The organism is Cryptosporangium sp. NPDC048952 (assembly GCF_043197895.1).
Lineage (GTDB): Bacteria > Actinomycetota > Actinomycetes > Mycobacteriales > Cryptosporangiaceae > Cryptosporangium.
The window spans coordinates 468,353-482,883 of the sequence record NZ_JBICTY010000005.1; the positions used below are offsets into that span (position 1 = coordinate 468,353).

The window sequence follows — 14,531 nt, forward strand, 5'->3', positions numbered from 1 at the left end:
CTCCCTGGTTTATCCAGTGTGGTCGGTCAGTCGTCGAAGACTATGCGCACCAGGCGCTGTTGGTAGGTGGCTTGCTGGTAGTAGCTCAGGTACTGCACGAGGCCGTCCTTCTCGGCGTACTCCGGGTGCGCGAACCCGGCGTAGTTCGTGCCCCCACCGGCGTTGTCTGTCGTCATCAGCGGAAACGCCCGCGACCACGGACCCGCGGGCGAGGACCCGGTCTGCGCGGTGAGCGTGTTGCTCAACGGGGGCAGATAGACGTTGAGCCACGCGTTCAGCGCCGGCACCCGGATCACCGAGTTCCCCGCCGACCCGGCGCTCAGATTCGTCGCGGCGTCGTCGTAATCCTCGGACCACTCCGCGCCGCCGCTCGCGTCGCGTCCGGAGAAGAACTCCCAACGGGAGCGGTCGGAGACCGCGTCGATCGGAACCCGGGCCAGGTGGCACCGGCTGTTGCAGTCGCCGTAGACGTAGAGCTGGTCGCCGACGAGCGTGGCCGCGGCCGTGTAGGCGGTGCGGTAGGAGAAGAACTGCGTGAGGTCCGCACCGGATTCGACGCTCGGTAACGCCGACATGCCGGTCGCGGTGAGGCGGGTGACCTTCCGGGTCTTCATGTCGAGCGCGGCGATGCCCGTGCCGAGCCCGTGGCCGAGCGGGCCGGAACAGCGGGAGTTCTCCGGGCCACCGCGGCAGAGCTTGGCGTAGAACACAAGGACGCGGTCGCGCGCCGGGTCGGCCACGATCGCGCCGGGCCAGAGGCCGATCTGGGCACCACAGTTCGGGTCCTCCTGCGGTGTGCAGCGCTCTTTGGCGTGCTTCGCGGCGAACGCCTTCTCGGCCGCGGTGTACGGGATCATGTTTGTCGGCACGGCGCCCGACGTGCCGAACACGTCGGTGCTGGTGATCGTGATGCCGTCGGCGGCCCGCAGGTCGCCGGTGGACGCACCGGTGCTGGAGATGAACGCCCACGGCTCGCGGGTGACGGTGTCGCCGAAGACCCAGATCGAGCTCTTGCCGAAGCCGGCGCTCTGACCGTTGTCACGGCCGTTCACCCGGGGGTGCTGCTTCAGCGGACCGAGCTCGGTGACGCTGGCGATGCGGGGGATCCGCGGCGTGCCGTCGTCTTCCGGCTTGAGGACCAGCCAGGTGACGACGGCGGCCACGGCCGCGGCGACGACGAACGCGGCGAGCGCCTGCGCGGTGGTTCTCCGCGCCGACGCCATAGGCGCGGAGGTTACCGCATCGACGCGGCGCTCCCGCCGGGCGTGGGAAGCTCCATGGTCGCGAGCCGACGGGGGTCGACGAGCGAGTCGATTACACGGCGGACCGCGACGACCACGGCTCGTTGTTCTTCGCGCTGCGGCCGGCTCCCCGGGGCACCGCGCGGCGTCGGCCTGCGGGCTGACGCTGTTCATGGCCGGTGCCGCGAACGCCGTAGGACTCGGCGTAGGACGCGAACGCGTAGGCGGCGTCCAGGCTGCCGGGCCGCGGACGAGCGTCGGGATCCCAGCCGAGCGCGCGGTCTTCCTTCACCTGGGCCAGGAGTGGGCGCCATCGCGGGTCGAGGTGCTCGAGAGCCCATTCGAGTGCTCCGCGCTTCGAGGTGACTTCCGCCGTGGCCAGCGTGTAGAGCAGGCGGCAGTAGGTGGAGACGAGGTAGCGCTGGGTCCAGGCGTTGTCGAACGGTGCCCAGGTGCGGGTTTCGGCCAGCAGGGTCGGGAGCGCGGCGCGCGCCTCGTCGCGGAGGGCGTCGGACGGGGGAGCGTCGACCAGACTCGCGGCAGGTGGACCGGCCAGCGTGATGCCGTGGTTGTGCAGGATCCAGCGGGTGTGCGCCGAGTTGCAGTGGGTGTCCCAGGCCAGGGTGCGGTGGCCGTGGTCGTTGAACAGCCAGCGGGTGCCGATGCCGCCCACGGTGCGCAGCGATTCGACGTCGGCATAGGAGGCTTCCAGTTCCGTGGACCAGGAGCCCGGCCGGTCGGGGATCTCGGCGTGGAGCCGGCGGAGGCCGGCCTCGGTCGGGCCGGAGGGAAGGGTGGTGGTGGCGACGATGACGTCGCAGTCGCTGTGCAGGTCGCCGGCGCCGAGGGCGAACGAGCCCTGGACGTAGGCGCCGACGAACGTCTCGCCGAGGACGGCGCGGACGTCGGCGACGAGGTCGGTGAGGAAGGCATCGAGCTCGGCGTACATCAGCGGGCGAAGACCTGGGTCTCGTCGGCGAACGCCTTGAATTCGAGGGCGTTGCCGGCCGGGTCGAGGAAGAACATCGTCCACTGTTCGCCGGGTCGGCCCGGGAAGCGCAGGTAGGGCTCGATGAGGAACGTGGTTCCGGCGGTCTTCAGCCGGGCGGCGAGCGCGTGGAACTCCTCGGTGGTGAGGAGGAGGCCGTAGTGCGGGATCGGGACGTCGTGGCCGTCGACCTCGCTGGTGCCGGCGGCTTCGATCGGCCCGGGGACCACGTGGGTCACCAGCTGGTGGCCGTGCAGGTTCCAGTCGATCCAGTGGTCGCTGGAGCGGCCTTGGGCGAGGCCGAGAACGTCGCCGTAGAACGCGCGGGCGGCCGTCAGGTCGTCGACCGGGATGGCGAGGTGAACTGGGTTCATGTCACACGGTCGCATCCCCGTGCGGCGCTGTCACGCGCGGTTGCCCGCCGGAATACGCGCTCGCACCACGAAGCCCCCCTCTCCGGAGGCGCCAGCGCTGAACTCGCCCCCCAGCACGTCGACGCGTTCCCGCAGCCCGGCCAGCCCACGCCCGCTTCCGCCCGGTGACGCCGTCGACGCGCCGGATCCGTCCGTCCTCACCTCGACGCCGATGTCCCGGGTGCCGTAGCTCATCCGGACGGCGGTCCGGCCGCCGTGGTCGTACTTCAGGGCATTCGTCAGCGCTTCCTGCACGACGCGGAACGCGACGAGCTCGGCGCTGCCGCTCGAATCGGCCGGGCGCCCCTTTTCGGTGAGCTCCACCGGCTGCCCGGCGGTGCGGACCTCGTTCACGAGCGTGTGCAGATCACCTGCGGACGGTGTCCGGGTGTCGACGCCGTGGTCGGGGTTGAGCAGGTCGAGCAGGTGCCGCAGGTCGGTGATCGCCCGTCGGCCGGTGTCGGTGACGGCGGCCAGCGTCGCGTCGAGGCGCTCGGGCGATCCGGCCAGGTACCGCGCGGCCTCGGTCTGCACGACCATCGCGGTGACGTGATGGGTCACGACGTCGTGCAACTCGCGGGCGATACGGGCGCGTTCGGCGGTGCGGGTGGCCTCGGCCACCTGGAAGCGGTGCTCCGCCTCCGCGGCCCGCGTCGAGCGCAGCCAGGACCCGATTCCCCAGACTCCGGCGCAGGCGGTGAAGAGCACGAAGAAGTCACTGATCGGTTCGGTACCGGTCCGCACCCCCAGAGCGACGATGAACAGCACACCGCCGACGCACAGCGCGCCCGCGACCACCCAGCGGCACCGCTCGAGATGGGCACCGGCGCTGGCCAGCCCGAACGCGAACGCGGTGCCGGCGACCGTGTGGAAGCCGAGGAGCTGTTCAGCGGCGAATCCGGCCGACACCAGGACGAGGCACACCAACGGCAGGCGACGACGCACCACGAGCGGGAGCGTCTGCAGGGCCACCACCAGGGCGCCCCACGCGTCGAACGGGCGGTCGGGCACGCTGCCGATCTGCGTCCCGAACCCGTGCAACCACGGCGCCATCGCCGCGCCGAACATCAGCACGGCGAGCGGAGCGTCGCGCACGGTGACGTCCAGCCGTTGCCACCGCTCCACCGGGAATCGCTTCACGCGTCAGGACGCTAGTGACTTGCCTGTTTGCCGTCGTCACCGCCGGGTGGACAGGTGTCGTAGCTCGCTCGGGGGACAGCGGCCCGGAGACTTGTAGGTTCGATGCATGCCCGCAACTCGTCGTCAAGACAGCGCTGCCCAGACCAGAACGGTCATTTTGGACGCCGCGCTCGAGCTGTTCTCCGCCCAGGGTTACGGGCCGACCACGGTCAACCAGATCGCCGAGGGTGCGGGCGTAGCGGCGGCGACCGTGTACACGAGCGTCGGTAACAAGCCGACGGTGCTGCGTGCACTGGTCGAGCGGTCGGCGAGCGCCGTCGAATTCGAACGGAACGTCGCCGACGTCGCCGCGTCCACGGACCCGCGGGCGGTGATCGACCTGATCGCGGCCGGGACGCGTGCGGGTTTCGAGGCGCACGACCGCGTGATCGCGCTGATGGTGGAGACGGCTACGACCATCCCCGAGGTCGCAGCCGACATGGAGCGCTCGGTCACCACGTACCGGGCCAATCTGCGCGCCGCGAGCGTGCGGCTGAACGAACTGGCGGCCCTCCGCCACGGCGTGAGCGTCGACCAGGGCACCGACACGCTGTGGTTCTTTTTCGGGCTGTACTCGTATCCGACGCTGGTCCGGGACAACCGCTGGAGCTACGACGAGGCGCAGGCCTGGCTGGCCGATCGCGCCGCCGAGGCGCTGCTATGAGCTCCTATTCATTAGAGATGTATTCTGATGAATATGAAGGCTCTCTTATCAACGACACCGGCTTTCGGGCACTGGCTTCCCCTGGTTCCGCTGGGCCGGGCTCTGCAAGCTCAGGGCGACGACGTCGCGGTCGTCACCGGCGAGGTCCTGCGTCCGGCCGTTGAGCCGGAAGGCTTCACGCTTCTGCCGGCCGGGCCGGGGCCCGAGGAGATTCTGCTCGAGGTGACCCGCCGGACCGGCGAGGATGCTGCGAACAACCCGACGCCCGCCAGCGTCGCGGAATTCTTCGGTGCCGCCCGTCCCGACCTCACCGCCGACGAGGCGATCGCCGCCGGCCGCGAATTCGGAGCGGAATTGCTCGTCCACGAGGCGACCGATTTCGTCGGACCACTCGTCGCCGCCGCACTGGGTATCCCCTCGGTAGCCCTGGCATTCGGGCCCGAGGTCCCGCCGGAGTTCACCGCCGCGATGGTCACCGCCGTCGCGTCGCGCTACACCGAGCGGGGGCTTCCGGCGCCGACGGCGACGCCGTCCGGACGGCTGCTCCTGGACACCTGTCCGCCGCTCCTGCAGTTCGACACGGTCTCCCACGACGTCGAACGAGTGGGTCTGCGTCCGGAGCCGCACCGCGCCTCGGCCGACGCCCCACTGCCGATCGCCGCAGAGCCGACGCTCTCGCGCCCGAAGGTGCTGTGCTCGTTCGGCACGGTGTTCACGGACGTGGCGGTACTCCAGCCCATCCTGGCTGCCCTGACCGAGCTCGACATCGACCTCGTGGTGACGCTGGGCCTCACGGCGAAGCCGGAACACTTCACCATCGACGCCTCGCGCGTCGAATTCACGCCGTTCGTGCCGCTCGCCGAGCTGCTCGACGGAGTTTCCGCCGTCGTGAGTCACGGCGGTGCGGGTACCACGCTCGGCACGCTGGCCACCGGCATCCCGATGGTCGTCATCCCGCAGGGCGCCGACCAGTTTCTGCAGGCCGACCGGGTCAGTACCGCCGGCGCCGGACTTGCGCTCCCGCCGGGGCAGTCCGGCCCGGAGGCGGTCGCGGAGGCTCTGACCCGGGTACTGAGCGAGCCGTCGTTCCGGAACCGGGCGGAAGAAATCAGGATTCAGACCTCCACGATGCCGAGCGCCGCCGAGGTCGCCACCTATCTGCGGAAACTGAGCTGAATAGCTCTCCCGGGGGACGGAAAGTGCGCTCCGATGGGTGACTAATTCCGGCCCGGCCTTTCCTAACATCGCTTCCGCTGCGTACCCGAAGCGTGAGGTGATGCCGATGAAAGCCGGCTGGAGTACACGTGAGCTGGCCGACCTCGCCGGAACAACGGTGAAGACCGTCCGGCACTATCATCTGGTCGGCCTGCTGCCGGAACCGGAGCGGGCGAGAAATGGATACAAGCAGTACCGGGTCACCCATTTCCTGCGGCTGTCGCAGATTCGGCGTTTCGTCGGCCTCGGCGTCTCGCTCGCTGACATCGGCGCGATGGAGGAGTCGGCCGAGAGCGCGGGACAGGTCCTGTCTGCTCTCGACGAGAAATTGGTTGCGAGTATCGAGCGGCAGCAGCGTGTCCGCGACGAGCTCGCGGAGATCAGGCAGCATCGATGTCTCACCGATCTGCCGCCGGGATTCGGCGAGGTCGCCAGCGAACTCTCGTCGGCCGATCGGGCATTCCTGCTCATCGCGTCGCGCATCGTCGAGCCGTCGGTGATGGACGCGTACCGCGAGCTGTACAAGGCACCTCGCAGTGAGGCCAAAAGAGAGTTCGACGCCTTGCCGGAAGACGCGAGCGAGGACGCTCGGCGAGATCTGGCCGAGCGGTACGCGCATGAGATGCAGGGCCAACACCTGCAACTGTGCGAGCCGGGCGTCGATGCGCGGATCTGGACGGTCGTCGTCCACGGAATCGCCGAGCTCCACAACTCCGCTCAGCGGGACGTCCTGCAACGCATGAGCGCCATGATCGATTCGCGATGTCGTGTTTGGAGGGACGTGGCACCGTTGCGCCCATGCTGACCGGGAATGCGCACGTGAGCCGTACCGTCGACGAAATCCTGACCGACATCCTCTCGCCGGCGGGGCGGGACCACCTCGGTGCCTTGTACGCCGAGCTGCACGCACTGGGTGAGGTGCACCGCTCCCGACTCCTCGGCCGGGTCGTGACCAGCTACCGCGCGGCCAACGCCGTGCTGCGCAGCTCCGACGCGGGGAGGAACCGACCCGATGGCCGACCGATGTTCCCCGACATCGACGAGCACCCGTCGCGTCAACTGATCGGCCGCACCATGCTGCTCGTCGATCCACCGCATCACGGTCGTCTGCGGCGCCTGGTCAGCAAGGCCTTCACCCCGCGGGCGGTCGCCGGGCTGGAGCCCGCCATCGCCGAGTTGCTCACGCTCCACCTGGACAGCTTCGCCACCCGTGCGGCGGACGGCGAGGTCGTCGACCTCATGACCGAGCTCGCGTTCCGGCTGCCGGTGGCCGTCATCGGACGCATGCTCGGGGTACCGGCGGCCGAACAGCCCGGATTCCAGGACGCGGTCCGTGCCTTGAATGCGGTGATCGAACCCAACGTCCACCAGGACGTCCTCGCGGTCGCCGACACCGCGGCCGACGATCTCGAGGCCTACTTCATCGACCTGGTGCGGGAGCGCCGCGCGCGACCGGGGGACGACCTCACCTCCGCGTTGATCGCCGCGCGGGACGACGACGACCGGCTCTCCGAGGACGAGTTGGTCTCGACGCTCGTCCAGCTGTTCACCGCGGGTTTCGAGACGACCACGAACCTCATCGGCAACGGCATGCTGGCGCTGCTGGAGAACCCCGACGAACTCGCGAAGCTGCGCGCGGACCCGTCGATGATGGACTCGGCAGTGGAGGAGATGCTGCGCTACGACTCGCCGGTACAGCTGTCCGGACGCATGAGTTCGGCGGACATCCCGCTGCCCGACGACAGCACCATCCCCGTGAATCGCTTCCTGCTCGTGCTGCTCGGTGCCGCGAACCAGGATCCCCGCGTGTTCACCGACCCACAGCGATTGATCCTGACGCGTCGCGAAGTGGCGCCCCTGAGCTTCGGTGGCGGGATCCACTACTGCCTCGGCGCGCCGCTCGCCCGGCTCGAGGCCCGCATGGTCTTCACCGAGCTCTTGGGTCGCTACGAGACGATCGAGCTGGCCGGCACGCCGGAGCGGCAGGCGTTCCTCACGATCTGGGGTCTGAACCGGCTCCCGCTGCGCATGCGGTGATTCAGCGGCGCTGAGCCTCGCGGATCGCGCGAGCCAGCCAGTCGAGCTGCGGAGTGGCATCCGGTGCGCCGTACTCGCCGCGCACGCGGGACACGAGGCTGCGATACCGCTCCGCCTGAGCGTCGATACCGGCTTCCAGGCAGGTGAGAACGGCGGACAGATCGGCGTCGCCGAACATGTCGGTGACGAGGTCCGCCGCGGCAGGCGCCTCGGGGAGCATCCCGCGCTCTTCGGCGTGCGCGACCGTGTCGACTACCTGCCTGGCCCAGAAGATGCGGGCCCCGGGCTGAGCGGTTCCGCTCGCCGATGTACTGATCTGCAGGAAGAACTGCATCTTCGTGCGGAAGTCCGGGTCCTGAACCAGCTCCGCCAGTTCGATCCAGGCGTCCACCTGGCTGGGCGCGGGGTCCTCGGGCAGATCGATGCGTAGCTCGGCGATCTTTTCGCGGACGCCCTGCTCCACGTCGAGATCGCCGAAGACCTCGCGCTTGAAGTCGTCGATGATCTGCAGGCGTTCGGTTGCGGAGAGGCGCGCCAATCGGTTCATCACTGCGATCTCCTCGATCCGGGATCGCCGTTTGGCGACGGTGGACAAGACGGCTCGGGTCACCTTCAGGGAGCGGATGCGGGCATCGAGTGCGGCCACGTGTGCGTCGGCGATTTCGGTGACGGTGGCTCGTCCGTCGAGCACACGAACGACGTCGTCGAGTCCCAGGCCGAGTTCGCGCAGCGTGCAGACCAACTCGACACGGGCGACGGAGTCGACGTCGTAGAGCCGGTAACCGCCTGCGGAGCGGGACACCGGGGACACCACCTCGGTGTCCGACCAGAACCGCAGCGTGCGCACGGCTAAGCCGGTGCGCTGGGCGAGTTGGCCGATGGTGAGTAGTTCGGCTCGATCGGTCATGTCCTCATCGTCGAGGTTCCAGCCGCTGGAGGGTCAAGCTCGAAGGGCGGATCGCCGGGCTCGATCCAGGGGCGCAACGACTCGCCGCCGCTCCCGATCAGCAGCGCGATCGGACGCCGACCTCGCTGACGCCGAGCCGCGGCTCGCCGCACCGCCGAGCGGGGGGTCTGAAAAAGCAACCAGGTCAGAGCCGATAAGGCTCTGACCTGGTTAAACGTGGTGGGCGATACTGGGATTGAACCAGTGACCTCTTCCGTGTCAAGGAAGCGCTCTCCCACTGAGCTAATCGCCCGAGGCGGCGGCGGGAATCGAACCCGCGTACAGGGCTTTGCAGGCCCTTGCCTAAGCCACTCGGCCACGCCGCCGGAGTATCCGTCGGCATCAAAATATGATACCGACGCTACGCCCGAGGGCGTCTATCGAGCGGACGACGGGATTCGAACCCGCGACCCTCACCTTGGCAAGGTGATGCTCTACCAACTGAGCCACGTCCGCGTGTTAGCTCCGACCGGGCTTTTCGGCCCGTTCGCTGCTGACAGAGAGAACTCTAGCTGAGTCACGCGCCAAGGTTCAAACCCGGGGGACGTGTCGCCGACCACGCACTGTCATCGGGATGCCACCACCTCCCCATGAGGGGTGGGCGTGGGTCTGGTAAAGAGCGGGTTACAGACAGGTTGTCGGCGATGTCCGGGTCGCACCGCGGGATGCACGTAAACGCGCTGCTCAGAGCGTCGATAGAGAATTGCAACACGCCCGGTTGCGGTGAAGGTGCGCGCAAAACGGTCACCACCGCATACGATGCGCAGCGATGGGACTACAAAAAGTGAGTGCCGCCGCGCCCAGGGCGCGGCGGCACTCACGTGGAATCAGTTCAGCGAGGTTCGCTGCCGTACGAGCCGAGGAGGGCCGCCAGAGCGCCGTCGATGTCCAGGTGGACACTCTCCGCGCCCTCCGGCACCTGACGGTAGGTGCGGCCGAGGAAGTCGCCGAGCGCGACGCGCGGCACCTCGAACAGCGCATGCCCGTCGGGGGAGGAGAGCGCCAGCGCGACGGACGGCCCGTTGGCCGCCTGCCAGGGCCAGACGCGCACGTCGCCGATGCCGGTGGGCTCGCTCATTCCGTCAGCGAGCAGCTGGCGGGCGAACGACCACGACACTTCGCCGCTGGCCTCAGTGCTGCCGGCATGGAAGACGACGTGGACCGCATACGGATCCTCGGGCTCGTACCGGAGACTCGCCTTGACTGGCAGGGAGGACCCCTCCGGAACAACTAGACGCAATGACACGTCCACCTGTACCCGAGTCGGTTGTGCGATCCCCATCGGTGGCACCTTTCTGCACGTCCGCACGCGTCGAACGCGGGCGCGAACCCATACCCGTTCTTCCCGGTCTGACCACTACGCAAACTCAGCGCTGCGTGGCTCAAGAACCACAACGAGTGAGGTTGCGGAGAGATGCGGGCGTCGGTCGAGGATCGTTCGGCCGGCGTCCATCAACTGTCTTTCCCGGTGAACCCGCTGGTCATGCCACCCGTGTTGGATTCAGGACGACGGCGGGCTTGCCGATGGTGTTGCTGGGCTACTCTCCGGTCTGGCTGAGCCCGTTTCGCGGAGAGACGATGGGCTAGTGAGCAGGACGGGGAAACCGGTGATCGACACGCAGGAGCGCCCGCCCACAGCGGAGCCGACGCTCGTTGACCGCCTTCGTGCGCATCCCATGGCGGTTCGTCTAACCGCGTGGGGAGTGTTCTTCCGCGACCGGTTGCACCACCCGCTGCGCGCGCACCCGGTGTTCGGGTTCCCGTACCGGGTCGCGATCACGGTCGTCGGAGTGGTGGTCGTGATCCTCGGCCTGATCATGGTGCCGGCGCCCGGGCCCGGATGGCTGGTCGTGATCGCCGGGCTGGGGATCCTGTCGACGGAGTACTCGTGGGCGCGGCGGTTGCTGCATTTCACGCAGCGGCAGGTGGCGGCGTGGACGCGGTGGGTGCTGCGGCAGCCGCTGGCGGTGCGGGCGGTGGTTGGATTTTCGGGGTTTGTGCTGCTGGTGGCGTGTTTGTTGGTGTCGCTCCGGCTCAGTGGGTGGACCGGATTCCCCTTCAGCTAGGGGTATCTAGTATGGTGTGAGCGTTCCTTGAGGGCGATTAGCTCAGGGGGAGAGCGCTTCGTTCACACCGAAGAGGTCACTGGTTCGATCCCAGTATCGCCCACGTAGTAGGTTCGGACTGTTATGTCTGATTAGTAGTTGCTGTGGTTGCCGGGACTTACGGTGGTGACCAGTGCGAACGCCTTCAGGTGAGACGGTTCTTGAGGTCGGTTCCGCGTGATGCGGGATCGGCCTTTTTGCTTGTTCGGCCCGGGGTCTCATGCGCTGCCGCATCGGGAAGCCGGGGGCGACGGGCTGGCGGCGGTAGGCCTTCTGGGCGGGTGTTTGGTGCTCGGGCTCGGTCGGGGTGTGGTGATTGCGGCGATGATCGCGCCTGACTGGATGCATCATCAGGTCATGGCAGAGCAGTATGACTCCTGGTCTGCGGAGCAGTGCGCGGTATCGAGATCGTGGACGGGATGGTCGTCGTGAGCCCGCGCCCGTCCAAGTGGCACAACCGGTTGGTCAAGCTCCTTGCGGTCGCGCTGGAGGCTGCGGCCGGTCGGATTGGAACGCGGATTTCAACTTCGACGTCCGGTTGCAGGACGTGCCGTTGACCAACCGGCGTCCGGACGTCGTGGTGTATCGGGCGGACACGATCGATGTCAGCCCGACCCGCCCTGAGGACGTGCTGCTGGTCGTTGAGGTCGTCTCGCCTGGTTCGGAGACGACCGATCGGTTCGTCAAAGCGGAGCAGTACGCGAAGGCCGGGATTTCGTATTACTGGCGGGTCGAGCAACCACCGGTCGTCTACACGTACGTCCTCGACCCTGCGGTGAAGAGCTACCGGGATTCGGACGTCTTCGCCGGCCTGATCGATGCGACGGCGCCGTTCCCGGTCAAGGTCGATCTGACCAGGCTGTAGTGGGGGGCTCCCTGCACGCGGCCAATCAGAGGGACCGTGGGATCACCGCGGGATTGTTAGGCCCCCGAAGGGCGCATTCGACCTATCGAAAGCAGTGGGGCCACTGCACGGCTAATTCCTCGAGCGATCCCACCGGCCCGTTCGCGAAAACGTCGGGTGCGTGAAACTCAGCAGGTAAACCGAATGTGAGCGCCGAATAGATGGGGCTGGCCTTGTCGATGGGTGCGCACGCCGAGATCGTCACCTGACCGGCCCGCTATCCGCTAACACCTCGCGGGCCACGCTCTCAGAGAACGCCCACTCCGCGGGGTGCCTCACCTCCTCATCTCCGTCGTCCTGGACGTCCGGCTCGCCCTCCTCCCAGCGGACCGCCCGCCCGGCGACGTACCAGCCGCAGGACGAGAACTCCGAGCCGTCGGACGAGACGCTGTGCACGACGAGGCCGGGGTGCTGCGCGCTGAGCGTCGCCCACACCGTCTCCGGCCCGGACCACGCCGTCCCCACCCGGTACACGAGGCGGTCGGCGTGCTCCTCCAGCAGCTCGGAGTCCACCTCCGGTCGGGAGGTGCCCCAGGCGGCGAATGCCCGCTCGTGGTCCCAGTCGTCTAGGTCGAGGCCGGTGGGGACGGCGGCCTCCAGACTCAGGACGTGCGCCGGAGACCACGGGACGGCCGGCCGGACCTGATCCCGGACCGCGACCAGGACAACCGGGTCGAGCGCGAAGAACGTGACGGTCGAGTCCGCGATGTTGGCCACGGCACCAGCGTGTCAGCACGGGCACCCCGACGGCATGTGCACTGCGCTAGTCCCGAATACTGTGCGACGACGTCTCACACTGCTGCTGTTCACCGGCTCGCCGAAATCTCGATTCGCAGTGGCCGTGAAGCTCTGCGTGCGGCCGCAGCGAGTCGCAGCCCTCTGACCTTGCGCTGGCGGCGTGCCCTCGACGCACCACCAGGTCCCTTCCATCCGGCTGGACCTTCGCAGCAGCCGCCCTGACGCGACGGAATCGGCGTTCCTCGATCTGACCGTGATCCCCTCTTTGAGGGCGCGGCCCTCGCCGCTCGCGGCCCTTGCCGTTTAAGGCTTTTCTGGTTCGGCTACGTGTTCGCGAGTGGAGAAGCTGGCAGCACGATTAGTCGTCATCCGGACCTCCAGCTGGGCCAGGGACATCTGGCGGAGATACCGGATCGAGTTGGACGGGCAGCACATCGGCAAGCTCAAGCGGGGAGAGAGCCTCACGACCGAGATAACGCCCGGACCACACCGCGTGCAGGCACTGATCGACGTCGACGGCAGCCACCCCCTCGATCTCACAGCGCGTCCGGGCGAAGAGGTACGCCTCGTCGTCGAACCGGGCGAACATCCGATGCACACCTTCGGCGTGGCCACCGCACGGGACCCGTACCTCCTGCTCTGCCGGGAGAAGAGGTAAGCATGTCCCGCCCACCACCGCGACGGTCGCGCGCCAGCAGCCGTAGCCGTGGGGCCAACGTCGACAGGGGCCGTCATTCCGGCGGTCGGAGTTCCGGAGGGGCCCGGACCACGCGAGTACCACGATGACTACGGGGAATGTGATCAGTAGGCGGCCGCGTGCGGTCAGCGGCATGAGTGAGTGTTCGCAGGCGAACGCTCGTGGCGTCAGACCGGCGAACGAGCACGGCGTCGTTTCGCGGGAACCTGGTTCCAGGACGGGGAAACACCCCGCGCACCGAATTCTCTGGAGGCTGGGCGACATGAGCGGCTGCTACGACTACTCGTACGACAACTGCAACGACTACTCCTACCAGGAGTGCAAGCCGCGCCGTCGTCGCCACCACAAGAAGCGTTACAACGACTGCTGGGACTACAACCCCTGCAGCTGACGATCAGCCGCAACCGGAGGCCGGGAAGCACACGCTTCCCGGCCTCCGGCGCGTATCCAATCGGGGTGGATCAGCCCGCCAATCCAGTGCCCGACAGCGGCATGAGCGGATGTTCAAGATGCCAGGTGCCACAATTCGCGGTAGTAGTGGATCCGGACCGGGTCGGGCGCGACGCCGTAGGCCGCGTAGAACTCGTCCTGATGGCCTTCGCCGAAGTTCCAGTCCAGGCTCATCGCAGCGATCGCGAGGTCGGCCCACCGGTCGCCCACGGCCAAGTCGCCAAAGTCGACGTTGCCCGTCCAGACGCCCGCGGCCGATATCAGCGTGTTCGGTGCGCACGCGTCACCGTGCACGAGTACCGGGTCCCGGATCTCCGGGCGGAGGCCGAGCGCGGAAGGACTCCGGCTCAGCCAGGTCTGCGCAGTCCACTCGGCCGGGAAGTCGTCCACCGGAACGGCGTGAAGCGCGCGCAGGCCGGCCGCGATCGCCTCAATGGCCTGCCGGTGCCGGACGCGCCAGCCGGCGCCGACCGCGTGCTCGCCGGTGACCATGCTGGTCACCAGCCACTGGGCTCGCTCGTCCTGGCTCCATAAGATCACCCGCGGCGCCGGATGGCGCCCTTCCAGCCACTGCAAGCGCACGCGTTCGTGCTCCAGGTCGATCCCGGTGCGACGCGGGTTCCACTTGACGAACCTGTCCTCGAGACGGAACGTCAGCCCGCCCAGCTCGTTCCGCCACACCAGGTCGCAGCGACCGCCTGCCGCCAGCTCGGCGATGACCGCCGGGATCGGATCGTCGCCGACTGCGTGTTGGGCCTCGTACAGCCGATCGGGATCGATCACGACACGCCTCACCTCAGCCACCGACACGACCGCCGGTCCTGGCGAATCGTAGGCTGCGCCACCACCGAGGTCCGGAACGAATTAGCAAGGGGCACACTGCGCGGCAGAAGCGTGCGTCTGATCAGGGCCGCACACCGTTACATCGGGAGCACCGACGGCCCGATTGGCAGT

15 protein-coding genes, 4 tRNA genes and 1 pseudogene are annotated in these 14,531 nt (G+C 68.1%); 9 read left to right on the plus strand and 11 right to left on the minus strand.

What is annotated here, in order from left to right:
- Positions 1–26: 26 nt before the first annotated feature.
- The 4 genes from ACGFY5_RS28855 to ACGFY5_RS28870 all read right to left on the minus strand — a co-directional run bounded on the left by ACGFY5_RS28855 (position 27) and on the right by ACGFY5_RS28870 (position 3,782).
- The gene (locus ACGFY5_RS28855; protein ID WP_392724626.1) at positions 27–1,223 is read right to left on the minus strand and encodes a DUF4185 domain-containing protein; all 1,197 of its coding nucleotides are present in this window, start codon (positions 1,221–1,223) and stop codon (positions 27–29) included.
- Positions 1,224–1,314: 91 nt separating this feature from the next.
- Positions 1,315–2,190, minus strand: coding sequence for an aminoglycoside adenylyltransferase domain-containing protein (locus ACGFY5_RS28860; protein WP_392724627.1), 876 nt, complete (start codon positions 2,188–2,190; stop codon positions 1,315–1,317).
- On the minus strand, positions 2,190–2,603 hold the full coding sequence (locus ACGFY5_RS28865; protein ID WP_392724629.1) for a VOC family protein: 414 nt from the start codon (positions 2,601–2,603) through the stop codon (positions 2,190–2,192). Before ACGFY5_RS28865 ends, ACGFY5_RS28860 begins: the two co-directional genes overlap by 1 nt.
- Positions 2,604–2,633: 30 nt before the next feature.
- Entirely contained in the window at positions 2,634–3,782 is a 1,149-nt protein-coding gene (locus ACGFY5_RS28870; RefSeq protein WP_392724631.1) for a sensor histidine kinase, read from the minus strand.
- 106 nt (positions 3,783–3,888) lie between these two features.
- Between ACGFY5_RS28870 and ACGFY5_RS28875 the strand changes: the two genes are divergently transcribed.
- From ACGFY5_RS28875 to ACGFY5_RS28890, 4 genes are all read left to right on the plus strand, one after another.
- A complete protein-coding gene (locus ACGFY5_RS28875; RefSeq protein WP_392724633.1) occupies positions 3,889–4,485 on the plus strand; it encodes a TetR/AcrR family transcriptional regulator in 597 nt (198 codons plus the stop codon).
- 33 nt (positions 4,486–4,518) lie between these two features.
- Positions 4,519–5,661 carry a glycosyltransferase gene (locus tag ACGFY5_RS28880; RefSeq protein WP_392724634.1) on the plus strand — a complete coding sequence of 381 codons (1,143 nt, stop codon included), beginning with the start codon at positions 4,519–4,521 and terminating at the stop codon, positions 5,659–5,661.
- A gap of 106 nt (positions 5,662–5,767) precedes the next feature.
- Positions 5,768–6,505 (plus strand): MerR family transcriptional regulator, encoded by a 738-nt coding sequence (locus tag ACGFY5_RS28885; RefSeq protein WP_392724636.1) that lies wholly within the window; start codon positions 5,768–5,770, stop codon positions 6,503–6,505.
- On the plus strand, positions 6,499–7,737 hold the full coding sequence (locus ACGFY5_RS28890; RefSeq protein WP_392724637.1) for a cytochrome P450: 1,239 nt from the start codon (positions 6,499–6,501) through the stop codon (positions 7,735–7,737). Before ACGFY5_RS28885 ends, ACGFY5_RS28890 begins: the two co-directional genes overlap by 7 nt.
- Position 7,738: 1 nt before the next feature.
- Here the strand turns inward: ACGFY5_RS28890 and ACGFY5_RS28895 are convergent, their stop codons facing one another.
- The 5 genes from ACGFY5_RS28895 to ACGFY5_RS28915 form a co-directional block, all read right to left on the minus strand.
- Positions 7,739–8,644: a MerR family transcriptional regulator gene (locus ACGFY5_RS28895; protein ID WP_392724639.1), complete on the minus strand. Its 906-nt coding sequence runs from the start codon at positions 8,642–8,644 to the stop codon at positions 7,739–7,741.
- Between the two features lie 217 nt (positions 8,645–8,861).
- A tRNA-Val gene (locus tag ACGFY5_RS28900) sits at positions 8,862–8,936 on the minus strand.
- A 1-nt stretch (position 8,937) separates the two neighbouring features.
- Positions 8,938–9,009: transfer RNA gene (locus ACGFY5_RS28905), tRNA-Cys, on the minus strand.
- A gap of 57 nt (positions 9,010–9,066) precedes the next feature.
- A tRNA-Gly gene (locus tag ACGFY5_RS28910) sits at positions 9,067–9,139 on the minus strand.
- A gap of 376 nt (positions 9,140–9,515) precedes the next feature.
- Positions 9,516–9,965, minus strand: a complete 450-nt coding sequence (locus ACGFY5_RS28915) for an SsgA family sporulation/cell division regulator (RefSeq protein WP_392724640.1) — start codon at positions 9,963–9,965, stop codon at positions 9,516–9,518.
- Positions 9,966–10,359: 394 nt separating this feature from the next.
- Between ACGFY5_RS28915 and ACGFY5_RS28920 the strand changes: the two genes are divergently transcribed.
- From ACGFY5_RS28920 to ACGFY5_RS28930, 3 genes and pseudogenes are all read left to right on the plus strand, one after another.
- Positions 10,360–10,749 (plus strand): TIGR02611 family protein, encoded by a 390-nt coding sequence (locus tag ACGFY5_RS28920; RefSeq protein WP_392724641.1) that lies wholly within the window; start codon positions 10,360–10,362, stop codon positions 10,747–10,749.
- Between the two features lie 31 nt (positions 10,750–10,780).
- Positions 10,781–10,852: transfer RNA gene (locus ACGFY5_RS28925), tRNA-Val, on the plus strand.
- A 260-nt stretch (positions 10,853–11,112) separates the two neighbouring features.
- A pseudogene (locus tag ACGFY5_RS28930) lies at positions 11,113–11,653 on the plus strand (Uma2 family endonuclease).
- Positions 11,654–11,893: 240 nt separating this feature from the next.
- Here ACGFY5_RS28930 and ACGFY5_RS28935 read toward each other — a convergent pair.
- Positions 11,894–12,409 carry a hypothetical protein gene (locus ACGFY5_RS28935; RefSeq protein WP_392724643.1) on the minus strand — a complete coding sequence of 172 codons (516 nt, stop codon included), beginning with the start codon at positions 12,407–12,409 and terminating at the stop codon, positions 11,894–11,896.
- Positions 12,410–12,767: 358 nt separating this feature from the next.
- Between ACGFY5_RS28935 and ACGFY5_RS28940 the strand changes: the two genes are divergently transcribed.
- The gene (locus tag ACGFY5_RS28940) at positions 12,768–13,088 is read left to right on the plus strand and encodes a hypothetical protein (protein ID WP_392724644.1); all 321 of its coding nucleotides are present in this window, start codon (positions 12,768–12,770) and stop codon (positions 13,086–13,088) included.
- A gap of 301 nt (positions 13,089–13,389) precedes the next feature.
- Positions 13,390–13,518 (plus strand): hypothetical protein, encoded by a 129-nt coding sequence (locus ACGFY5_RS28945; RefSeq protein WP_392724645.1) that lies wholly within the window; start codon positions 13,390–13,392, stop codon positions 13,516–13,518.
- A 113-nt stretch (positions 13,519–13,631) separates the two neighbouring features.
- On the opposite strand, the gene ACGFY5_RS28950 is transcribed toward ACGFY5_RS28945, so the two are convergent.
- The gene (locus tag ACGFY5_RS28950; RefSeq protein WP_392724647.1) at positions 13,632–14,360 is read right to left on the minus strand and encodes a phosphotransferase; all 729 of its coding nucleotides are present in this window, start codon (positions 14,358–14,360) and stop codon (positions 13,632–13,634) included.
- Between the last annotated feature and the right edge of the window lie 171 nt (positions 14,361–14,531).